This is a genomic window from Rhodospirillales bacterium, from assembly GCA_016712595.1.
Lineage (GTDB): Bacteria > Pseudomonadota > Alphaproteobacteria > Rhodospirillales > Defluviicoccaceae > Defluviicoccus.
The window spans coordinates 2,299,701-2,317,727 of the sequence record JADJQT010000001.1; the positions used below are offsets into that span (position 1 = coordinate 2,299,701).

The following is an 18,027-nucleotide window of genomic DNA, read 5'->3' on the forward strand; positions in this document are numbered from 1 at the left end:
AAAGATTTCGCAAAGGCGGTGTGTCCGGGAGGAACGAAATGGGTGAGACGTATTCGCCTCTGACCCTTGCTAAGCCTTGTCTGCCGGCCCTGTCGTCGCCTGTGGCGATGTCTGTGCCGTCATTGCCGAAGGCGGCGATCTCCCGGTGTCGATCTCTACATATCGATTTCCAGTGGAGGCTCCGTCCATGGCGCTGGCCAGGCTCAACGAAGACATTTCACACCGCTTACCCCACGACGCCCTTGCCGATGATCTGAGCGCGATCCTGCCGCCCGAGCGGCTGGTGCGCGACCCGCTGCGAACCTTGGCGTATGGCACCGATGCCAGCTTTTACCGGCTGATCCCAAAGATCGTCGCCATCGTCGACAGCGAGGCGGAGGTCGAAGGCCTGCTGCGCCTGACCCGCAAGTACGGCACGCCACTGACCTTTCGCGCCGCCGGCACCAGTCTGTCGGGTCAGGCGGTGAGCGATTCCGTTCTGGCGGTGCTTGGATCGGGCTGGGGAGATGTTGAGATTGCCCCGGACGGCCAGACCATTCGCCTGCAGCCCGGGGTAATCGGTAGTGACGCCAATCGTCACCTCGCCCGTTTCGGACGCAAGATCGGCCCCGATCCGGCCTCGATCAACGCCTGTAAGATCGGCGGCATTGCCGCCAACAATGCCAGCGGCATGTGCTGCGGCACGGCGCAGAACAGCTACCATACGCTCGCCGGCCTGCGGGTGATGCTGGCCGACGGCACGGTGCTCGACACCCTCGATCCGGCGAGTCGGGCCGACTTCGCGCGCTCTCACGTCGAACTGCTGGACGGACTCGCGGCGCTCGCGGCGCGCGTGCGTCAGGACGACGCGCTCGCTGCACGCATCCGGCGCAAGTTCGCGATCAAGAACACCACCGGTTACAGCCTGAATGCGCTGGTCGATTTCACCGACCCGTTCGAAATTCTGCAGCACCTGATGATCGGCTCCGAGGGCACGCTCGGCTTCATCGCGGAGGTCACCTACCGTACCGTCGTCGAACACGCGCACAAGGCGAGCGCGCTGATGCTGTTCCCCAACATCGTCGAGGCCTGCCGGGCGGTGATCCTGATGAAGCCGACCCCGGTATCGGCGGTCGAACTGATGGACCGGGCGGCTCTGCGTTCGGTCGAAGACAAGCCGGGGTTGCCGGACTTCATCCGCGGGCTGCCGGACGGTGCCACCGCGCTTCTCGTCGAGACCCGCGGCGAGGACCCGCAGACCCTGCAGCAAAATATCGCAGCGATCACCGGCGCGCTCGATGGCATCGAAACCCTGCGCGCCATCGCCTTCACCGCGATTGCCAGCGAGTACGAGCGGTTCTGGAACATCCGTAAGGGCCTGCTGCCGTCGGTAGGGGCGATGCGGCCCACCGGAACGACGGTAATCATCGAGGACGTCGCCTTTCCGATCGAAAAGCTCGCCGCCGCCACCGCCGATCTGACGGTTCTCCTCGACGAATACGGATATCGCGAGGCGATCCTCTTCGGCCATGCCCTTGAGGGCAATCTGCACTTCGTCTTCACCCAGGATTTCGGCGACGCCAAGGAGGTCGATCGTTACCGGCGGTTCATGGACGCGGTCTGCTCGATGGTCGTCGATCGCTACGACGGCTCGCTGAAGGCGGAGCACGGCACCGGGCGCAACATGGCGCCCTTCGTCGAGCTCGAATGGGGCGCGCAGGCCTATCAGCTCATGCGCGAGATCAAGGCGCTGTTCGATCCCGATGGCCTGCTCAATCCGGGTGTCCTGCTCAACGACGATCCGCACATCCACCTTAAGAACCTCAAACCGCTGCCGGCGGCGGATGCCGCCGTTGATCAGTGCATGGAGTGCGGATTCTGCGAGCGGATGTGTCCGTCGCAGGGGCTGACGTTGACACCGCGCCAGCGCATCGTCGGCTGGCGAGAGATCTCCCGGCTGCAGGAGTCCGGTGCCGCGGCGGAGCGCGCGGCGCTCGTCGGCCTTTACGACTACCAGGGGCTCGAGACCTGCGCCGCCTGCGGGCTTTGCGCCACCGCCTGTCCGGTGAGCATCAATACCGGGCTGCTGACCAAGACGCTGCGGGGGCAAGGGCAGGGGACGGCCGCCCGGCGCGTCGCCGGCTGGCTCGCCGATCATTATGGCACCACGCTCGCGGTATCCCGCCAGGGCCTGAGACTCACCGATCTCGCCGCGCGCGCCTTCGGTCAGGAGCGCATGGAAAAACTGGCGGGGTCAGCCCGGCGGCTGAGCGGCGATCGCCTGCCGGCATGGACTCCGGCGATGCCGAGCGCGGCATCGTTCGACCCGACGTCGCCCGCCCAGGCATCGTCCACTCTGGAGGGAAACGGCAGCGCTGAGCGCGAACTGCCGGCGGTCGTCTACCTGCCGAGCTGCGCGTCGCGAACGATGGGGCCGGCCCGTGGTGATCCGGATCAGCAGGCGCTTCCCGAAAAGACGGCGGCACTGCTGCGCAAGGCCGGATTTCGCGTGATTTATCCGAGTGGTCTGGCCGATCTGTGCTGTGGTCAGCCATTCGACAGCAAGGGTCTGAGCGAGGTAGCCGATCGCAAAGCGAAGGAAGTTGAGCGCGCGCTGATCGAGGCCAGCGGCAACGGAGCGTTGCCGATCGTCTCCGATACCAGCCCGTGTTCATTCCGGTTGAAGGAGAAGTTGCCTGAGCATCTCCGGCCGCTGGATATCGTTGAATTCATCCACGACCGGATGATGGAGCGCCTGGTGTTCCGTCGGCAGCAACAACCGGTGGCTCTGCATCTGACCTGCAGCGGTCGCAAGATGGGGCTTGAGGGCAAACTGCGGGTGATCGGCGAGGCGTGTGCCGAGATCGCCGTTATTCCCGACAGCATCGGCTGTTGCGGCTGGGCGGGCGACAAGGGCTTTACCACGCCAGAACTCAATGCTCATGCCCTGCGCACGCTGGCGTCGGCGCTGCCAGAGGGCTGTACCGCGGGCTATTCCCACAGCCGGACGTGCGAGATCGGGCTCTCGATGCACGCAGGGGTTCCCTATCAGTCGATAGTCTATCTCGTCGATGCCTGCACGACGAAGTTTGGAGCCGAACGCTAACAGGCAAACCAACGGGAGGTTCCAAAAATGTCAACCTGGACGCAGATCTATGCGCCGATTGGCGGAAACCTGTGGGCGTCCGCTGCGGTCGCCGTCATTCCGATCGTCTTTTTCTTCATCGCGCTTGCGATATTGCGCATGAAGGGGCACATCGCCGCCTTGGTGACGGTGGCGCTGGCCGTGCTCATCGCCGTCGTCGTTTATGGCATGCCGGTCTCGATGGCGCTGGCGGCGACCGGTTACGGCTTTCTCTATGGCCTGTGGCCGATCTCGTGGATCATCGTCGCTGCGGTGTTCCTTTATAAGCTCACCGTCAAGACCGGCCAGTTCGAAGTCATCCGCTCATCGGTAATCACAATCACCGCCGATCAGCGGCTGCAGATGGTCCTCGTCGGCTTTTGCTTCGGTGCCTTTCTCGAGGGGGCCGCCGGTTTCGGCGCGCCGGTCGCGATCACCGCCGCTCTGCTCGTCGGCCTCGGCTTCAACCCGCTCTATGCCGCGGGGCTGTGCCTGATCGCCAACACCGCCCCCGTCGCCTTCGGCGCGCTCGGTATCCCGATCACCGTCGCCGGCAAGGTGACCGGCATCGATCCGTTTCTGATCGGCCAGATGGCCGGACGGCAGTTGCCCCTGCTGTCGTTGTTCGTGCCTTTCTGGCTGGTCTTCATCATGGACGGCACGCGCGGCATCCGGCAAACATGGCCGGCGTTGTTCGTCGCCGGGGCGTCGTTCGCCGTCTGCCAGTACTTCACGTCCAATTTCTGGGCGTACGAGCTTCCCGATATCAGCTCGGCCCTGTTCAGTCTCGTCTGCCTGTCGCTGTTCTTGAAGGTATGGCAGCCGGTCAGTGCGTTCTCGTTCCAAAGCGTCGGCGCTGCGGCGATGCCGGGCGGCTCGGGCGAGAGATACACCAGCGGGCAGATCATTCGCGCCTGGTCGCCGTTCATCGTGCTGACGATCATGGTCACCATCTGGACGCTGCCCGAATTCAAGGCTCTGTTCGCGGCCGGCGGGCCGCTGGCGTTCTCGACCCTCGCCTTGCACATTCCCGGACTCGACAATCTCGTGATCCGCGATGTTCCGATCGTGGCGACGCCCACGCCTTATGCCGCCGCCTACAAGTTCGACATCATCGCCGCCACCGGCACCTCGATCCTCGCTTCCGCGGCGATCTCGGCGATGATCCTCGGCGTCAGCGCCAAGATGTTCTTTCAAACCCTGGGCGAGACCTTTGTAACCCTGCTGCGGCCGATCTTCACCATCGGGCTCGTGCTCGGCTTTGCCTTCATCGCCAACTATTCGGGGATTTCTTCCACCCTCGGCCTCGCGTTCGCCGCCACCGGGGCGCTGTTCCCGTTCTTCTCGCCGTTCCTCGGCTGGCTGGGCGTGTTCCTGACCGGCTCGGATACCTCCAGCAACGCCTTGTTCGCCAACCTTCAGAACGTCACGGCGCAGCAGATCGGCGTCAATCCGGTGCTCACCATCGCCGCGAACACGACCGGCGGCGTGACCGGCAAGATGATTTCGCCGCAATCGATCGCCGTCGCCTGCGCCGCGGTCGGCCTCGTCGGCAAGGAATCGGATCTGTTCCGCTTCACCGTCAAGCACAGCTTGTTCTTTGCCCTGATCATCGGCGTCATCACCTACATCCAGGCGTATTACCTCTCCTGGATGATCCCGGTCGTGCTTCCCCACTGAGCGCGATCAGCGGCCGGCAATGCGAATTACCGGCCGCGTCAATCGCTGGCGATGGCGCCGGCGACGGCTGGCGCGCAGGGATGCACGACCTTGGTCAGCGGGGTATCGTCGCCCTCGACGTGCCAATTGGCCCACATCCGGAACGTCGCGTCGAACTCCAGACTCAGCCAGTTGCGCGCACCGATGATGCGAAGCCGCGTGCCGGGAAACTCGAGCAGACGAGCGGTAATATCCCGGTCCGTCGGATCGGTGGCGCGGGCGATCACCTCAAGAAAGTTGCGCACGATGCGCGGCGGCGGCGTATGTACAATCCCCGACGACGTCAGTTGATTGATGACCCCGGCATTCTGCCATCTGGCCGATGGCCGTTGCCATTCGATGACCCCCAGGGCGGCGACATGCACGTCGCCCGACAATATCGTGACCCGCGTTCCCTTGGCGTCGGCGAAGCTCAGCAAGCGGCGGATGACGCGCAAGCGTTCGATCCGGTGCTCATAGCTGGTCCATTGATCGTGCAGATCGTCTTCCAGGTCCTGCCGGCCGGGCACGATGTCGAGCGCCCGTTCGGCCAGTGAAAGATCGGCATGAACCACGGGGATGCTCGACATTACCAGAAGATGTTTCAGCCCGTCGGTGGCATCGATGGCGGCGAAGACCGCATCCCACGAAGCCGCGGTCATCACCTGCTTGCGCGTACGCTCGGAGCGCAGATCGAGGACAAGAAAGGCGATGTCGCCGACAGGGATCAGCGCGTTGAAGCCAGCAGAGCCGGCGAGTCGCGGCCAGTCGGGAGCCATAGGGTCGCTATGCAATTGAAACAGGGCAAAGCATCGCCGTGCCGCGGCAAAGATCGCGGCGAAAACCGGCGAGGCCTGCTCTTCGCGGCTGTAGGAACCCCAGCCGTCGATGATGTCGTGATCGTCCCACATCATCAGCGTCGGGATGCAGGCGAGCGCCGCAGCGATCCGCGGCTGGGAAAACCGCTGTCGGTAGGTGTCGGCATAAAAGCGCTCGATCGCGTCGGCCAGCGCCGGGCTCGAAACGCGATTGATCCGCGCGTCGCGCGATAGCTCATCGAAGCCGCGCAATTCCTCGACATCCAGCCAGATGTGATCGGCGTAGATCTGATCCCCGCCCATCAACAGCAGATGGAACGGCCGGTCGTTGTGTCGCTCGAGCACCTGCTGCCACAGCGCCGTCTTGTCCTCGATCTGCTTTCTTTCCGCTGACGTCGAGAGATCGTTGCATGAGGCGTAGGCGACGGCGGGAGTCTCCGTCGCTGCCGGAACGCTGAAGCGCCAGTGCGCGTCTTCACCGGCAAAGCCATAGTCGATGTCTTGCGCCTGAGCCATCATCCGGATGGCAAGGGGGTGGACGAAAAAGCGGTAGCCGCCGGCTTCACCGACGCCCCGGGCCTCGATCGTCGCCGCCGCGCCGCTGTTGCTCGCAAATGTCCAGGTCAGCGGCGGAGGCACCTCGTTGCCGGCGATCGCCACCATGACGACGACGTGCCATTCATCACCCGCGCGACCACGGAATCCCAGGATGGGGCCGCATACCCTCGCCATGATAATTTCCTCCCTTGTCCCGTCCGGCGAAGCCGGTTGGTCCAAGGGTGGCGCAAGTGAGGTAACTGATCAATGCTCGCGCGTATCGACGGGTATCGGTGTCCGGAGCGGAGCCGGAAGACGCCGCCCGCCTCGCGCGGCGTCGGAATTCTCCGATGCGACGGCGCTTAGGTCCCGGTCTGCCGCGACGCCAGGCGGCTCCGTCGCTGTGATTCGGCGTTATTACCGCGCGCTTCGTCTTCACGTGCTTCGGCGCCGTGCATCGCGGGCAGGAATGATTCTGTCTGACCGCCGGTGGCGAGAAGCAGAGCGGGATGACGGGCTTCGAGACCGGCCCGGCTGCGCAGCAACGCGGTGCAATCGGCTGCGCTCATCGGCCGGCCGATGTAGTACCCTTGCGCCTGATCGCAACCCGCGAGGCGCAAATAGTCGAGTTGGCCCTTGGTTTCGATCCCTTCGGCGATCACCGTCAGCTTTAACGCCTTGCTCAAGGAAATAATCGCGCCGGTAATCGCCGCATCGTCGGTGTTCGTGCAGATGTTGCGGATGAACGTTCGGTCGACCTTCACCTTTTGGACCGGAAAACGCCGCAGATAGGTCAGCGACGAATAGCCCGTGCCGAAGTCGTCAACCGCGAGGCTGACACCGAGCTGATGGATCGCCTCGAGTGTGGCGGTGACGACCTCCGTATCGACGAGCAGGACGCTTTCGGTGATTTCGATTTCGAGCTGTTCCGGTGGAAATCCGGTCTCGTGCAGAATGCGCTCGACAGCGGACGTCATATCGCGCTGCGCCAACTGCATGGCCGAGGAATTGACCGCGACGCAGGCGGTCAGCAGGCCATCATCAATCCATTGCTTGGCCTGTATGCACGCGTGTTTGAGCACCCAGCGGTCGATGCCGAGGATCAGCCCGGAACGCTCGGCGACGGGAAGGAACGCGCCGGGCGCAACAAAGCCAAGTCGCGGATGTGGCCAGCGAAGGAGCGCCTCGAGGCCGACGAGACGTCCGGTTTGCAGGTCGATCTGCGGTTGGAAATAGAGGACAAAATCGTCCTGCTTCAGGGCTTGGCGCAGCTCGGCTTCCAGCAGCCGCCGTTCACGCACTTCCTCGTTCATCGCCGGGGTAAAAAAGCACAAGGAGTTGCGGCCGGCCGACTTGGCCTTGTAGAGCGCGAGGTTGGCGTGCCGCAGAAGATCGTCGGCGTCATTGCCGTCCCCCGGATAACGACTAATGCCGACGCTGGCGCCGCAGTGGATCCGTTCACCACCGAGTTCAAACGGTTCGCTGAGAATGCTGATCAGTCGGCGGGCTAGCGCTTCCGCGTCATCGCGGTCGCGCGCCTCCGCCTGCAGTATGGTAAATTCATCACCACCGAGGCGCCCGACGGTGTCTCCCGCCCGCACCGCCTCACAGATCCGTACCGCGGTTTCGCTGAGCACGGCATCACCGGCGGCATGGCCGAGCGTGTCGTTCACGCTTTTGAAGTCGTCAAGGTCAAGGGTCAGCACCGCGAGTCCCCGGGTATGGCGCCGGACCGCCCCCATATTGTTCTCCAAGCGTTCCTTGAGCAGCGTCCGGTTGGGCAGCCCGGTCAATGGGTCGTGGTGCGCCACGTACATCAACCGTTTCTGTGCCTCGACCTCGGCGGTGATGTCCCGGCCGACCCCGCGGTACCCAGTAAATTCTCCCGAATCGTCGAATACCGGCCGGCCGCTGACCTGGGCGACCCGGCGCTGGCCGCTGGCATCGAGGTAGGCAAAAGAGAAGTCGCGAAACGGCCGGCGCTCGGCAAGTTGCGTCAGATGCTGGTCCCAGTCGCCGTCGTCCGGCCCCTGCAGACGGAACTCGCCACGCCGAAAGCCCAGACGGCTTTCCGGCGGCAAGCCGGTCGCCTGCTGGTACATCTCGGAGACATAGCTGTAGCGAAGATCGCGGTCGGTTTCCCAGAACCAATCGGTCGCGGAGTCAACGAAGTCACGCAGGCGCTGTTCGCTCTCGCGGAGTTGGCTTTCAATCCTGGCGAAGGACTCGGCCGCGCGGTGCACGGCAATGCCGCCGTCGAATTTTCCCGCGGAATCGAAGTGTCGCCGGATTGTCCATCCGTGAGGCTGCGCACCACCATTCGTACGGTCGCTGCTCAATGTCACGATGGTGGCGGGCTGCGATGGCGCGACGCACGCTCCATCAATGCGCACGTCACCCTTATCGAGGCTCACCGTTGCTGCAATTCCTGGAAGCACGTCCGCAAGGCTCCGTCCGAGGACATCCGCGCATGCGATACCAAGCAGGTGGGCCGCGGCGGTGTTGCACGTTGTAATTCTTAATGCCGCATCGAAGGCAACGAAACCGTCGCTCGCCGCTTCGGCAAAGGCATCGAGGAGAAAGTCGCCAGTGTTGCCAGATAATGAAGTCATTGCTTGCTCGCATGTCACCCTCCCTCGGGTCTAGCAGAACTTGTTTGACGAATTCTTAACTGCTGCCGAACGCGATTCCCCGCCGTTAACCTCCTGTTAACCCGAACCCAATAGGAATGGAGATGGAGTTTCTCGATGGGGCAGGGACAAATGGCGGCCATGGATCGTTGCAGCAACCGCGGTGATTTCGACTGTTGGACCGAACGGTGCATGGTTAAAGCCGCCGGACAGACCGCACTTCAGCCGTGTGAACTGCGCTTCGTCCGTCCTGATGAACTGGGCGCGCTCGTGGCGCTGCATCGCTTGGTGCACGCCAATCTCGAGAGCAAGGAAGTCTTTCGCTTCGATTCCGAAACGTTCATGCAGCAACATCTTGGAAGGCGCGGACGGACGGTGGGCGCCTTTACCGACGGCATGCTGATCGGCTACGCGGCGATTTCGTTCCCCGGTGATGATGCCGACAACCTCGGACGTGATCTTCCGCTCCCCGACGACGAACTCGCGTACGTGGCGGACTACGACGGCTCGGCCGTGCATCCTGCCTTCCGCGGCAACCGCCTACAGCAGAAGCTGACCGATATCCGTCACGATTACGCCCTGCTCAACGGGCGATTTCATATTCTGGGGACGGTCTCACCGATCAACCCAGTCAGCCTCGGCAATTTTCTGGCGATGGGATGCCGGGTGCGGAACATCAAGCGCAAATACGGCGGCGATTTGCGCTTTATCATCTATCGCGACCTGCGCGATGCGGCGCCTCAGCCGCTCGAGTCCACGACCTTCGTCGACGTCGTTCTGACCGACGAGAATAGGCATGCGCGCCTGCTGCATCTCGGATTCCAGGGGTTTCGCGTAGTTGAAAGCGCACAGGGGCCGTCGTTGCGTCTCGGGCTTCCGGCATCGATCGACGCAATGGAGGAACGCAGCCGCAGCGCTGCCGGATCACGGTGAGCCGGCGATGACCTCTGCCCGCACGATGAGAACGACCGCGCAGGCAGCGATATCACGGTTGGTGGACGTTGCGCGGCGCGCCGGATGTACCGGATGCTCGCTGCTGGCTGCCGGCGTCGCTTCCGCAGCCTTGATCTGTGCCGGTATCGCCGTCGCGGGCGCGGAGGAGCCGGGTGCAGGGCTTTTGGCCTCCGCGCAGATGTCGGCGTTTCCGAGCGCGAGCGCCGTCGCGCCAGTCGAGACGCCCGGCACGGCGACGAAAAAACCATTTCGCATTTACATGATCCAGTGGCGCGGACCCACGGAAACGGACCGCGGATTCACCGAGTATTTCGCCCAGGAAGGCATCGCCGCTGAATTCATCGTCCGCAACGCCGACCGGAACCCCAACGCAATTCCCGAGTTCGTCCGCGAGATCAAGCAAACACACCCCGATCTCGTTTATACGTGGGGCGGCGCGGCGCCGCCGCTCGTCGTCGGACGATACGACGCCGTTGATCCGGAACGCCACGTCGTCGATATCCCCGTGGTGACCTGCATGGTCGCCGATCCGGTCGAACTCGGCGTCGTGCCCAGCTGGGAATCGTCTGGCCGCAACGTCACCGGCACCTCGCACGTCGCACCCCTCGAGGTACAACTGCGAGCGATGCAGGCTTATGGACCACTACAGCATCTGGCGATCATCTACAATACCACGGAACCCGGCCCCGGTGTCGTCCTCAAGAAACTCCGGCAGCTTTCCGGCAGCTTCGGATTCTGGCTATCGGCGTGGCCGGTGCCGCTGGACCGCGATGGCAAGCCGCGCCCCGATGCCCTGCCGGCGCTGGTGCACAAGGTGGCCGAAGCGAAGCCCGACTTTCTTTATCTCGGGCCCGATTCCTTTCTCGGTGCCCATCGCGCCGCGGTGACCGAGGCGGCACTGAAAGAGAATGTGCCGACGTTCGTGTCGTCCGAGATCTACCTGAAAGAGGCAGAAGGCCTCGCCGGGATCGTCAGCCGCTATTACAATATGGGGCAATTCTGCGCCTACAAGGCAGAGCAGATCCTCGTCGGCGGCAAGCGCCCGCAGGACATACCATTCCAGACGCTGAAGCGTTTCACCTACATGATCCGGTCCGACGCGGCGCACGAAGTCGATTATTACCCGCCCATCGCCCTTCTGAACATGGCGGAGTTGATCCGCCAATAACCATGGCCTGGACTCCGCCCGGGTTCGGGCAGCGCAGCCTACGGCCGATGTGGCACGCTCGTAGTCTCAGGAACGTCGCAAAGATGGGCTGGCACGGAACGGGCCTGCCGTATCGTCGCCACAACGGCTCGATCCACGTCGAGCGTTGGCGTGCAATCACGCCGTGGTTCACCGCTGACGCGATGGCCCTAACGATATGAGCCACTGCCGTAACTCGAACGGCACCATTTTTGCTATGAGACGCCGGCGAGCAGGACCGGGAGGCCCCTGACGGGCGGTCACTGCTGGCAATATCGGGCCATCAAGACGGCGTTGACCGTCGCAGCCTTGCATCCGGACCTACACGCTGGGAGTGACACGCATGACGTCTGATCTCGCATTGTGCCGGCCGCATCGTCGCGGCGCGGACATCCTTCACGATCCCCGATTGAACAAGCTGACCGCGTTTGCGGAAGACGAGCGCGAGGCGCTGGGTCTGGTCGGCCTGTTACCGGATACGGTCGATACCGAGGAAACGCAGCTGGCGCGGGTTCTTCATCAGATTGATCGCAAACCAAGCGATCTTGGAAAGTACATCTATCTCACAGCCTTACTCGACAACGACGAAACATTATTTTTTCGCGTGTTGATGTCCGATCCAGCGCGCTTCATGCCGTTGGTCTACACGCCGACTGTCGGCACCGCCTGCCAGCAATTTGGCCATATCCTGCGTCGCCCACGTGGTCTTTATCTATCCGCCCGTAGGCGCGGCCGCCTGCGCGACATCCTGCGCAACTGGCCGGAAGAGGACGTGCGCTTCATCGTCGTCACCGACGGCGAACGCATCCTCGGGCTCGGCGATCTCGGCGCCAACGGAATGGGCATTCCGATCGGCAAGCTGGCGCTTTACACGGCGTGCGCTGGCGTACCGCCTCACGTCACCTTGCCCATTGTGCTCGATGTCGGCACCAACAACCAGACGCTGCTCGACGATCCTCTTTATCTCGGACTGCGGCAGCAGCGCCTCGCCGGTGCCGAATATGACGACTTCATCGAGGAGTTCGTGAACGCCGTGCAGGATGTGTTTCCGAAATGCTGCCTACAGTTTGAGGACTTCGCCAATCACCACGCGGTGCCGCTCCTTGCCCGCTATCGTGAGCGCGTGTGCTGCTTCAACGACGACATCCAAGGCACGGCGTCGGTGGCCGTTGCCGGTATCTTCGGTGCGCTCCGCATCAAGCAGAGCCGTATGGCGGATGAAACATTCCTGGTCTTCGGCGCCGGCTCGGCGGGTACCGGCATCGCGGAACTGCTGACCAAAACGATGGTTCAGGACGGCATGTCGGAGGCCGAGGCGCGGCGGCACTGCTGGCTCTTCGACAGCAAGGGCCTTGTCGTCGCCGAACGGACAGACCTCGTCGACTTCAAGCGTCCGTTTGCCCACGAACATGCGCCGGTCGCGGACTTCGTCGCCACCATTGAGGCAATCCGCCCGACGACGCTGATCGGCGTCAGCACCATCGCCAAGGCGTTTCATCGCGAGGTGATCGAGACGATGGCCCAGATCAACGAGCGGCCGATCATCTTTCCCTATTCCAATCCCACCTCGCGCTCGGAGTGCTCGGCGGAGGAGGCGTACACCTGGTCGGAGGGCAGGGCGATCTTCGCCAGCGGTAGCCCGTTTGAGCCGGTGGTCTACCAGGGCAAGACGTTCATTCCGGGGCAGGGTAATAATGTTTACATCTTCCCGGCCGTAGGCATGGCCGTCTATGCGACGGAAGCCAAGCGTGTCACCGACGAGATGTTTATTGTCGCGGCGCGTTCCGTTGCCGAGCAGGTCACCGAGGCGAACCTTGATGCCGGACTGATCTATCCGCCGCAATCACAGATTCTTGAAACCTCGCTCAACGCCGCGGAACGGATCGCCGAGAGCATTTTTGCCGCAGGTCTCGCCGGTGTCGAACGGCCAGCGGACATGCGGGCGTTTATCCGCGCGCGGGCATATCGTCCGCAATACAGCAAGGTCGCCTAAGGCCGCTGGGCGTCATCCATACCGGCAGTCGTCCTTCTTACGGACGGCTGCCGGGCGGGACTGCCGGTGGCCCGTTCAGGGCCAATTGTCTGTCGTCGCCCGCGCCGTACTCCGATTTGCCCGTACGGTGTTGCGGGTCACACTAATTTCCCGCGCGTTTTAGTGAATTCTTAGCTCGCCGTGCCGTTCACTGGCTGAACGGTCGCCGGCATCCGACGGCCCGGTCTGATCCAAATGGATAGCGCGGAGACAAAGACGGATGAACGTGGCGAGCACCCAGCCAAAAATTGCCGCAGCCCTGCTGGTGGTGTTGCTGACGGCGCTGGCCACCACCGCCGTGCTGACCTATTTCATCTACGAACGAACGCTCCAGGCTCTGGTTACCAGCCGATTTGAATTCATCGCCAAGGAGATGAAGAGCAAGGTCGAGGCTGGTATTGACCTTGGGTTGCCGTTGGGTGAACTCGAAAACATCAGTGCTTTGCTTCGCCAGCAGGTAAAGATGGACGATGCCCTCCTTTCGCTGTCGATCGTCAATTCCCGCGATACGATCTTGTTCGATACGGACGATCGCCGCATCGGCAGCCAGGAAAAGGCAGGCTGGCTCGCACCGGTATCGCAGGCAACCGCGTCCGGCGAGTATGTCTACCATGGCGAATCCGAGATCGCCGTGCCGATCTTCAACAGTTTCGGCAAGCTCAGTGGTGCGCTGGCATTGCACTATTCGAAGGCATATTATGACAGCAAGCGGGCGGACGTTGCCACGCGTGTCGCTGAGATCACCCTGATCACATTGCTCGCGGCGAGCGTTCTCGGCACCGTCGGGGTGCTGACCATCACCCGCAGGCTCGATCACGCGATCGTCCGGCTCGATGCAACCCTCCGCTCGATCCTGGTGCGCATCGGGCTCGCACCCGCCGCTTCGGACAGCGAGTTCGACAACCGGATCACCGCATTCGAACAGAACGTGCTGGTCGCCGTTGCTGCTTTGGAGCGCGCGGAAACCGCGGCGTCGGGGGTGGAAACGGCGGCCTCGCCGACCGGTGCCCTGCACCCGTCGCCGTGCGGCGAAAGCCGGTAGCCGCCCATGGACTTTTTCCGACAGCTTCGCCGACGCCTGTTCGCCTTTCAGATCTTCTTGCTCCTCGCCGGATCATGCGCCGTCGCCTTGAGCGTATCGCGCACCTTCGAGGCCGATCTGCAGCCGGACATGACGCGCAAGGGTGATCTTATCGCCAGTTCGCTCGTCGGGCAGTTCGAGCGCGCGCTCGACTATGGTGTCGAATTCGCCAAATTGCGCGGCGTGGAGGATCTGTTCTCCACGATCCGTGGCTCGAATACCGAAATCCTTTTCGTCGCCGCCGTCGACTCTCAGCGACATCATACGTTTTATCAGGGAAAACCGCCGCAGGCACACGTAATAAAAACACTTGACGAAGCTTTTGACGTCGATCGTAGCCAAAACATAGAGACAAATAGGGGTAATGTCGAGAGATATGGGGAGTATCTCGTCGTATCTCGGCCGATTATACTCGATAATAAAGAGTACGGCCTCGTTCTTGTCGGTATGGACGCGCATTATATTCAGCAACAGTTTACGGAAATATTCTACGATATAGTTGTCGTCCTCATTGTTTCCTTGCTTCTGACCTTTGAGCTGCTGCTGCTGATCATGGCAAATGCCTCAGCGCCGATGCTGGCATTGCAGGCGGTCTTCCTCGATCCTGGCCGGCGTGATGTCGCGCGCGGGGTGGGGCAACGGCTGCCCGGCGAGGTCGAACGGTTAGCGCACACGCTGCAAACCATCGTTGCGTGGCTCGATGCGCGTTATGACGGAGTATGCAGAACGATCGAGGCTCGCTCGTCAAATCCGATTGCCCAGGCGAGTTTGGACGAGGCGACAGCGGCATTCTCGGCGCTTGGCCACCCGCAAGCCGACCAGCACCAGCAGTCGGCAATGCGACAGAACCAGATCACTGTTCGCATGCCGCTGTTCGTGTTCTTCTTCGCCGAAGAACTCTCACGTTCGTTCTTTCCCGTGTTCGCTCGCAGCCTCGCGGTTCCGATCGATGGGCTTTCCACCGAAGTGGTCGTCAGCTTGCCGATGATGTTGTTCATGCTCATCGTCGCGTTCTCACAGCCGATCGGCGGGCCGCTGAGCGAGAAATTCGGCGCACGCCGCTTGATGATTGCAGGCGCGCTTGCCGCGGCGGCGGGATTGGCGTTCACCGCTTTCGCCACTGATTTCTGGGAACTCATGGCGTCGCGATTCCTCACCGCCGCAGGTTACGGCGTCGTGTTTGTCGCCGGGCAGAGCCATATCGTGGCCAATTCCGATGCATCAAACCGGGCGTGGGGACTTGCGATGTTCGTCGGTGCCGTTCTGGCGGCCTCGATCTGCGGTCCTGCGATCGGCGGCATCCTTGCCGACCGGATCGGCTTTCGTGGAACCTTCATCGCCGGGGCCGTGCTCGCGGCGATTTCCGCGCTGCTTGCCGCCCGTTTGCTTCGCGACGGCCGCTCGGGATCGGCGATTCGGCCGCTGCGGGTGGGCGATATCGGCGTGGTTCTCGCCAACCGGCGCTTCGTCGCCCTCGTGCTCTTTGGCGCGATGCCGGCGAAGATCGTATTGACCGGATTCCTTTATTATCTCGCGCCGCTGTTCCTCGCGCATCTCGGCAATACGCCCGCGGAAACAGGCCGGATTATGATGCTCTACGGGTTGATGATGGTGCTGCTTACGCCACTGTCGGCCCGTCTTGTCGATCGCCTCGGCCGGCCGCTGGCTTTCGTCGTCGCCGGCGGAGTACTGTCCGGCGCCGGCCTGCTGGCTGTCGTCTGGTCGGCGAGCACCGAAACGATGATGATGGCGGTGATCATGCTGGGACTGGCCCAGGCGGTCAGTATCACGCCACAGCTCTCCTTGGTCCCGATCGCCTGCCCGCAGGAATGCAAGGCACTCGGCCAAGTCACGGTGATCGGCTTCTTCCGCTTGTTCGAGCGGATCGGTAGCGCGCTGGGTCCGCTGCTCGCTGCCGCTCTGCTCCACCGTTACGGTTATGAGACCGGCATCGTCGTCATCGGCGCCGGTGTCGCCGCAGGCTGCGTTCCCCTGGTTTGCCTCTGGCAGATGAAAAGGCGCTGCGATACGGCGGAGCCGATCGCCACCGCGCAGCCGGTTCGTCAGGCGCCCACGCCCAAACCGCCGGCAGGCAGGGAAGATGGAACGGTATCCAATGGGGGAATCGTCAATCCCGTCAGCAGCATCCGGTAGTGGATCGCGACGAGTTCGCTCTCTTTGAGACGTCCCTCGGGCCGATACCACGTGCATACGCCGGTCAGCATCGAAAGGATTGCGAAGGCAGCGACGCGGGCATCGGGGACGCTAAAGACGCGCGCGGCTGCTCCTCGCTCAAGAATTTCAATGAGGACGGACTCATATGCGCGGCGCATATCTACAATAGCTGCATAGTTTAATGGCTCAAGACTGCGGAGCTCGAAATTAGCGACAAAAACATCAAGGCGGCGCTGCAGATGATAAGTCAGATGAAAGCGGACAAATGCTTCAAGTTGTAACAGTGGATCATTTGTATTATTAATTTCAGTATCGCACGCATCCAACAAACCTTCCATATGTGTGCGAATGAGCTCAAACAAGAGATCTTGCTTGTTGCGGATATGGTTGTAAAGCGAGCCGACCTGGATGCCGACCTCGGCTGCGAGCTGACGCAGGTTCATCGCGGCGAAACCGTGCTCGTAGATAAGGCGCAAGCCGACTTCGCGAATTTCTTGCATCGTCTTGACTCCGGAAGACCCGGGCGTACGTGACATGACGACGCTCCTTCTGTTGCCAAGGCGCATGCACTTACATCGCGCTTTTTGCATTCAGTCCTAAGTAAACGTTGGCGGCGTGACGCGAGAGCACTGCACACACGCTACAACTGATTATCATTCTATTCGAACATTTCGTTTTCCTCGATCGCGTTGGAATTTTCACTTGCCCAACGACGTATAAAAACGTATGTTCGTTTTATAATAAAAATGGCTTCAAGGGAAGGCTGATGCGGACATTCCCCCTCTCGCGACTGGATTCCGGTTTGGGCGAGACGATGGAAATGTTGCGCGCGTCGGTGTCATTCGCCACGGCGGGAATTGCGCCGCGCGCCACGGATATCGATCACAGCAACACGTTTTCGCTGACCTCTGGCGCAGGCTCGGCGCTCTCGGCGCGAATGCCTGTGAACCGCTGTTTCGCGATTGCGTGGTGCCGGACGAAACCGTGCTGCGCGGGGAGGCGTGCTGATGAGCAAACTGGACGACGAGCAGTTGCTGGTGATGCCAAGCTCTATGAGATCGGTATCGGAACCAGCGAAATCCGCCGAATGCTGATTGATCGCAAGCTGTTCGCTGAGATCGCCTGAAGCGCCGGGTGCCTTTCTTTAACGACGTGAAAAAAGGCAGACGATGGCGCAAGCGCAGAGCGATCTCGCCCCTGGCTCTTCTGCAGTCGTGGCGAACGCCGCGGTCATGCGCGGATTCGTCGCCAACCTGCGCATTGTCGCCGGGCTGAACCAGCACCAGCCATTCGACATGCGCGGAACGATCGCCGGCTTTGTCGATGCCAGTGTCTTCGACGAATTCAAGCCGCCCTGCGGCGCAACACTGATTACCGGTTTTGCCTGCGTCGTGGCCTATCCCGCCGGCATTGTTGCCGAGAACGAGGTCTTGTTCTCAAGGGGCGCGGTGAACGCGGCGCACTTCGTGCAGCTCTGCTCCCGGCCCGACATCCCGCTGATCTTCCTGGAGAACATTATCGGGTTGATGAAAGGGCGCACCTACAAGCCCCGTAGCACCGCCAAAGATGGCGCGAAAACGTTGGCGCGCAAGGCCGGGCGTGGAGCGACGCCGAACCGGAGGCCTTCAGGGCGCCAATCCGCCGATCAGTATGAGATCCGAGGCATCCATACTGCGCCAGCGCCCGCCCGAGGGACGATGGCGTCATCGATCCGTCCAATATTCGGATGGCCCTCGGGCTCGGGACTTGTCGCAGCGATGCACGCACCACCAAGCAAGACCGACTTCGGCATTTTTCACATGTGAGGGGGCGT

The 18,027-nt window shown here is 62.2% G+C and carries 13 protein-coding genes; 9 read left to right on the top strand and 4 right to left on the bottom strand.

Annotated elements, in window-relative coordinates:
* Window positions 1–187 precede the first annotated feature (187 nt).
* Both IPK66_10375 and IPK66_10380 read left to right on the top strand, forming a co-directional pair.
* Window positions 188–3,085 (top strand): FAD-binding oxidoreductase, encoded by a 2,898-nt coding sequence (locus tag IPK66_10375; GenBank protein ID MBK8175641.1) that lies wholly within the window; start codon window positions 188–190, stop codon window positions 3,083–3,085.
* A gap of 27 nt (window positions 3,086–3,112) precedes the next feature.
* Window positions 3,113–4,783 carry a lactate permease LctP family transporter gene (locus tag IPK66_10380; GenBank protein ID MBK8175642.1) on the top strand — a complete coding sequence of 557 codons (1,671 nt, stop codon included), beginning with the start codon at window positions 3,113–3,115 and terminating at the stop codon, window positions 4,781–4,783.
* Window positions 4,784–4,821: 38 nt separating this feature from the next.
* Here IPK66_10380 and IPK66_10385 read toward each other — a convergent pair whose 3' ends face one another.
* Window positions 4,822–6,351 (bottom strand): alkaline phosphatase family protein, encoded by a 1,530-nt coding sequence (locus IPK66_10385; GenBank protein MBK8175643.1) that lies wholly within the window; start codon window positions 6,349–6,351, stop codon window positions 4,822–4,824.
* 167 nt (window positions 6,352–6,518) lie between these two features.
* Complete coding sequence (locus IPK66_10390; GenBank protein MBK8175644.1) at window positions 6,519–8,768, bottom strand: EAL domain-containing protein; 2,250 nt, start codon at window positions 8,766–8,768, stop codon at window positions 6,519–6,521.
* Window positions 8,769–8,978: 210 nt separating this feature from the next.
* Here IPK66_10390 and IPK66_10395 point away from each other — a divergent pair, with 210 nt between their 5' ends.
* Complete coding sequence (locus IPK66_10395; GenBank protein MBK8175645.1) at window positions 8,979–9,719, top strand: hypothetical protein; 741 nt, start codon at window positions 8,979–8,981, stop codon at window positions 9,717–9,719.
* Here the strand turns inward: IPK66_10395 and IPK66_10400 are convergent.
* Entirely contained in the window at window positions 9,711–9,995 is a 285-nt protein-coding gene (locus IPK66_10400) for a hypothetical protein (protein ID MBK8175646.1), read from the bottom strand. The two genes, IPK66_10395 and IPK66_10400, sit on opposite strands and share 9 nt — an antisense overlap.
* A gap of 4 nt (window positions 9,996–9,999) precedes the next feature.
* Between IPK66_10400 and IPK66_10405 the strand changes: the two genes are divergently transcribed.
* From IPK66_10405 to IPK66_10420, 4 genes are all read left to right on the top strand, one after another.
* A complete protein-coding gene (locus IPK66_10405; protein MBK8175647.1) occupies window positions 10,000–10,908 on the top strand; it encodes an ABC transporter substrate-binding protein in 909 nt (302 codons plus the stop codon).
* Between the two features lie 361 nt (window positions 10,909–11,269).
* A complete protein-coding gene (locus IPK66_10410; protein ID MBK8175648.1) occupies window positions 11,270–12,919 on the top strand; it encodes an NAD-dependent malic enzyme in 1,650 nt (549 codons plus the stop codon).
* Window positions 12,920–13,178: 259 nt separating this feature from the next.
* The gene (locus tag IPK66_10415) at window positions 13,179–14,000 is read left to right on the top strand and encodes a hypothetical protein (GenBank protein ID MBK8175649.1); all 822 of its coding nucleotides are present in this window, start codon (window positions 13,179–13,181) and stop codon (window positions 13,998–14,000) included.
* Between the two features lie 6 nt (window positions 14,001–14,006).
* Entirely contained in the window at window positions 14,007–16,193 is a 2,187-nt protein-coding gene (locus IPK66_10420; protein ID MBK8175650.1) for an MFS transporter, read from the top strand.
* On the opposite strand, the gene IPK66_10425 is transcribed toward IPK66_10420, so the two are convergent.
* Window positions 16,103–16,750, bottom strand: a complete 648-nt coding sequence (locus IPK66_10425; protein ID MBK8175651.1) for a TetR family transcriptional regulator — start codon at window positions 16,748–16,750, stop codon at window positions 16,103–16,105. The genes IPK66_10420 and IPK66_10425 overlap by 91 nt on opposite strands.
* Before the next feature lie 266 nt (window positions 16,751–17,016).
* Here IPK66_10425 and IPK66_10430 point away from each other — a divergent pair, with 266 nt between their 5' ends.
* Together IPK66_10430 and IPK66_10435 are read left to right on the top strand one after the other, a co-directional pair.
* Entirely contained in the window at window positions 17,017–17,340 is a 324-nt protein-coding gene (locus tag IPK66_10430; protein ID MBK8175652.1) for a hypothetical protein, read from the top strand.
* A gap of 43 nt (window positions 17,341–17,383) precedes the next feature.
* Window positions 17,384–18,019, top strand: a complete 636-nt coding sequence (locus IPK66_10435) for a hypothetical protein (GenBank protein ID MBK8175653.1) — start codon at window positions 17,384–17,386, stop codon at window positions 18,017–18,019.
* The last annotated feature ends 8 nt before the right edge of the window (window positions 18,020–18,027 follow it).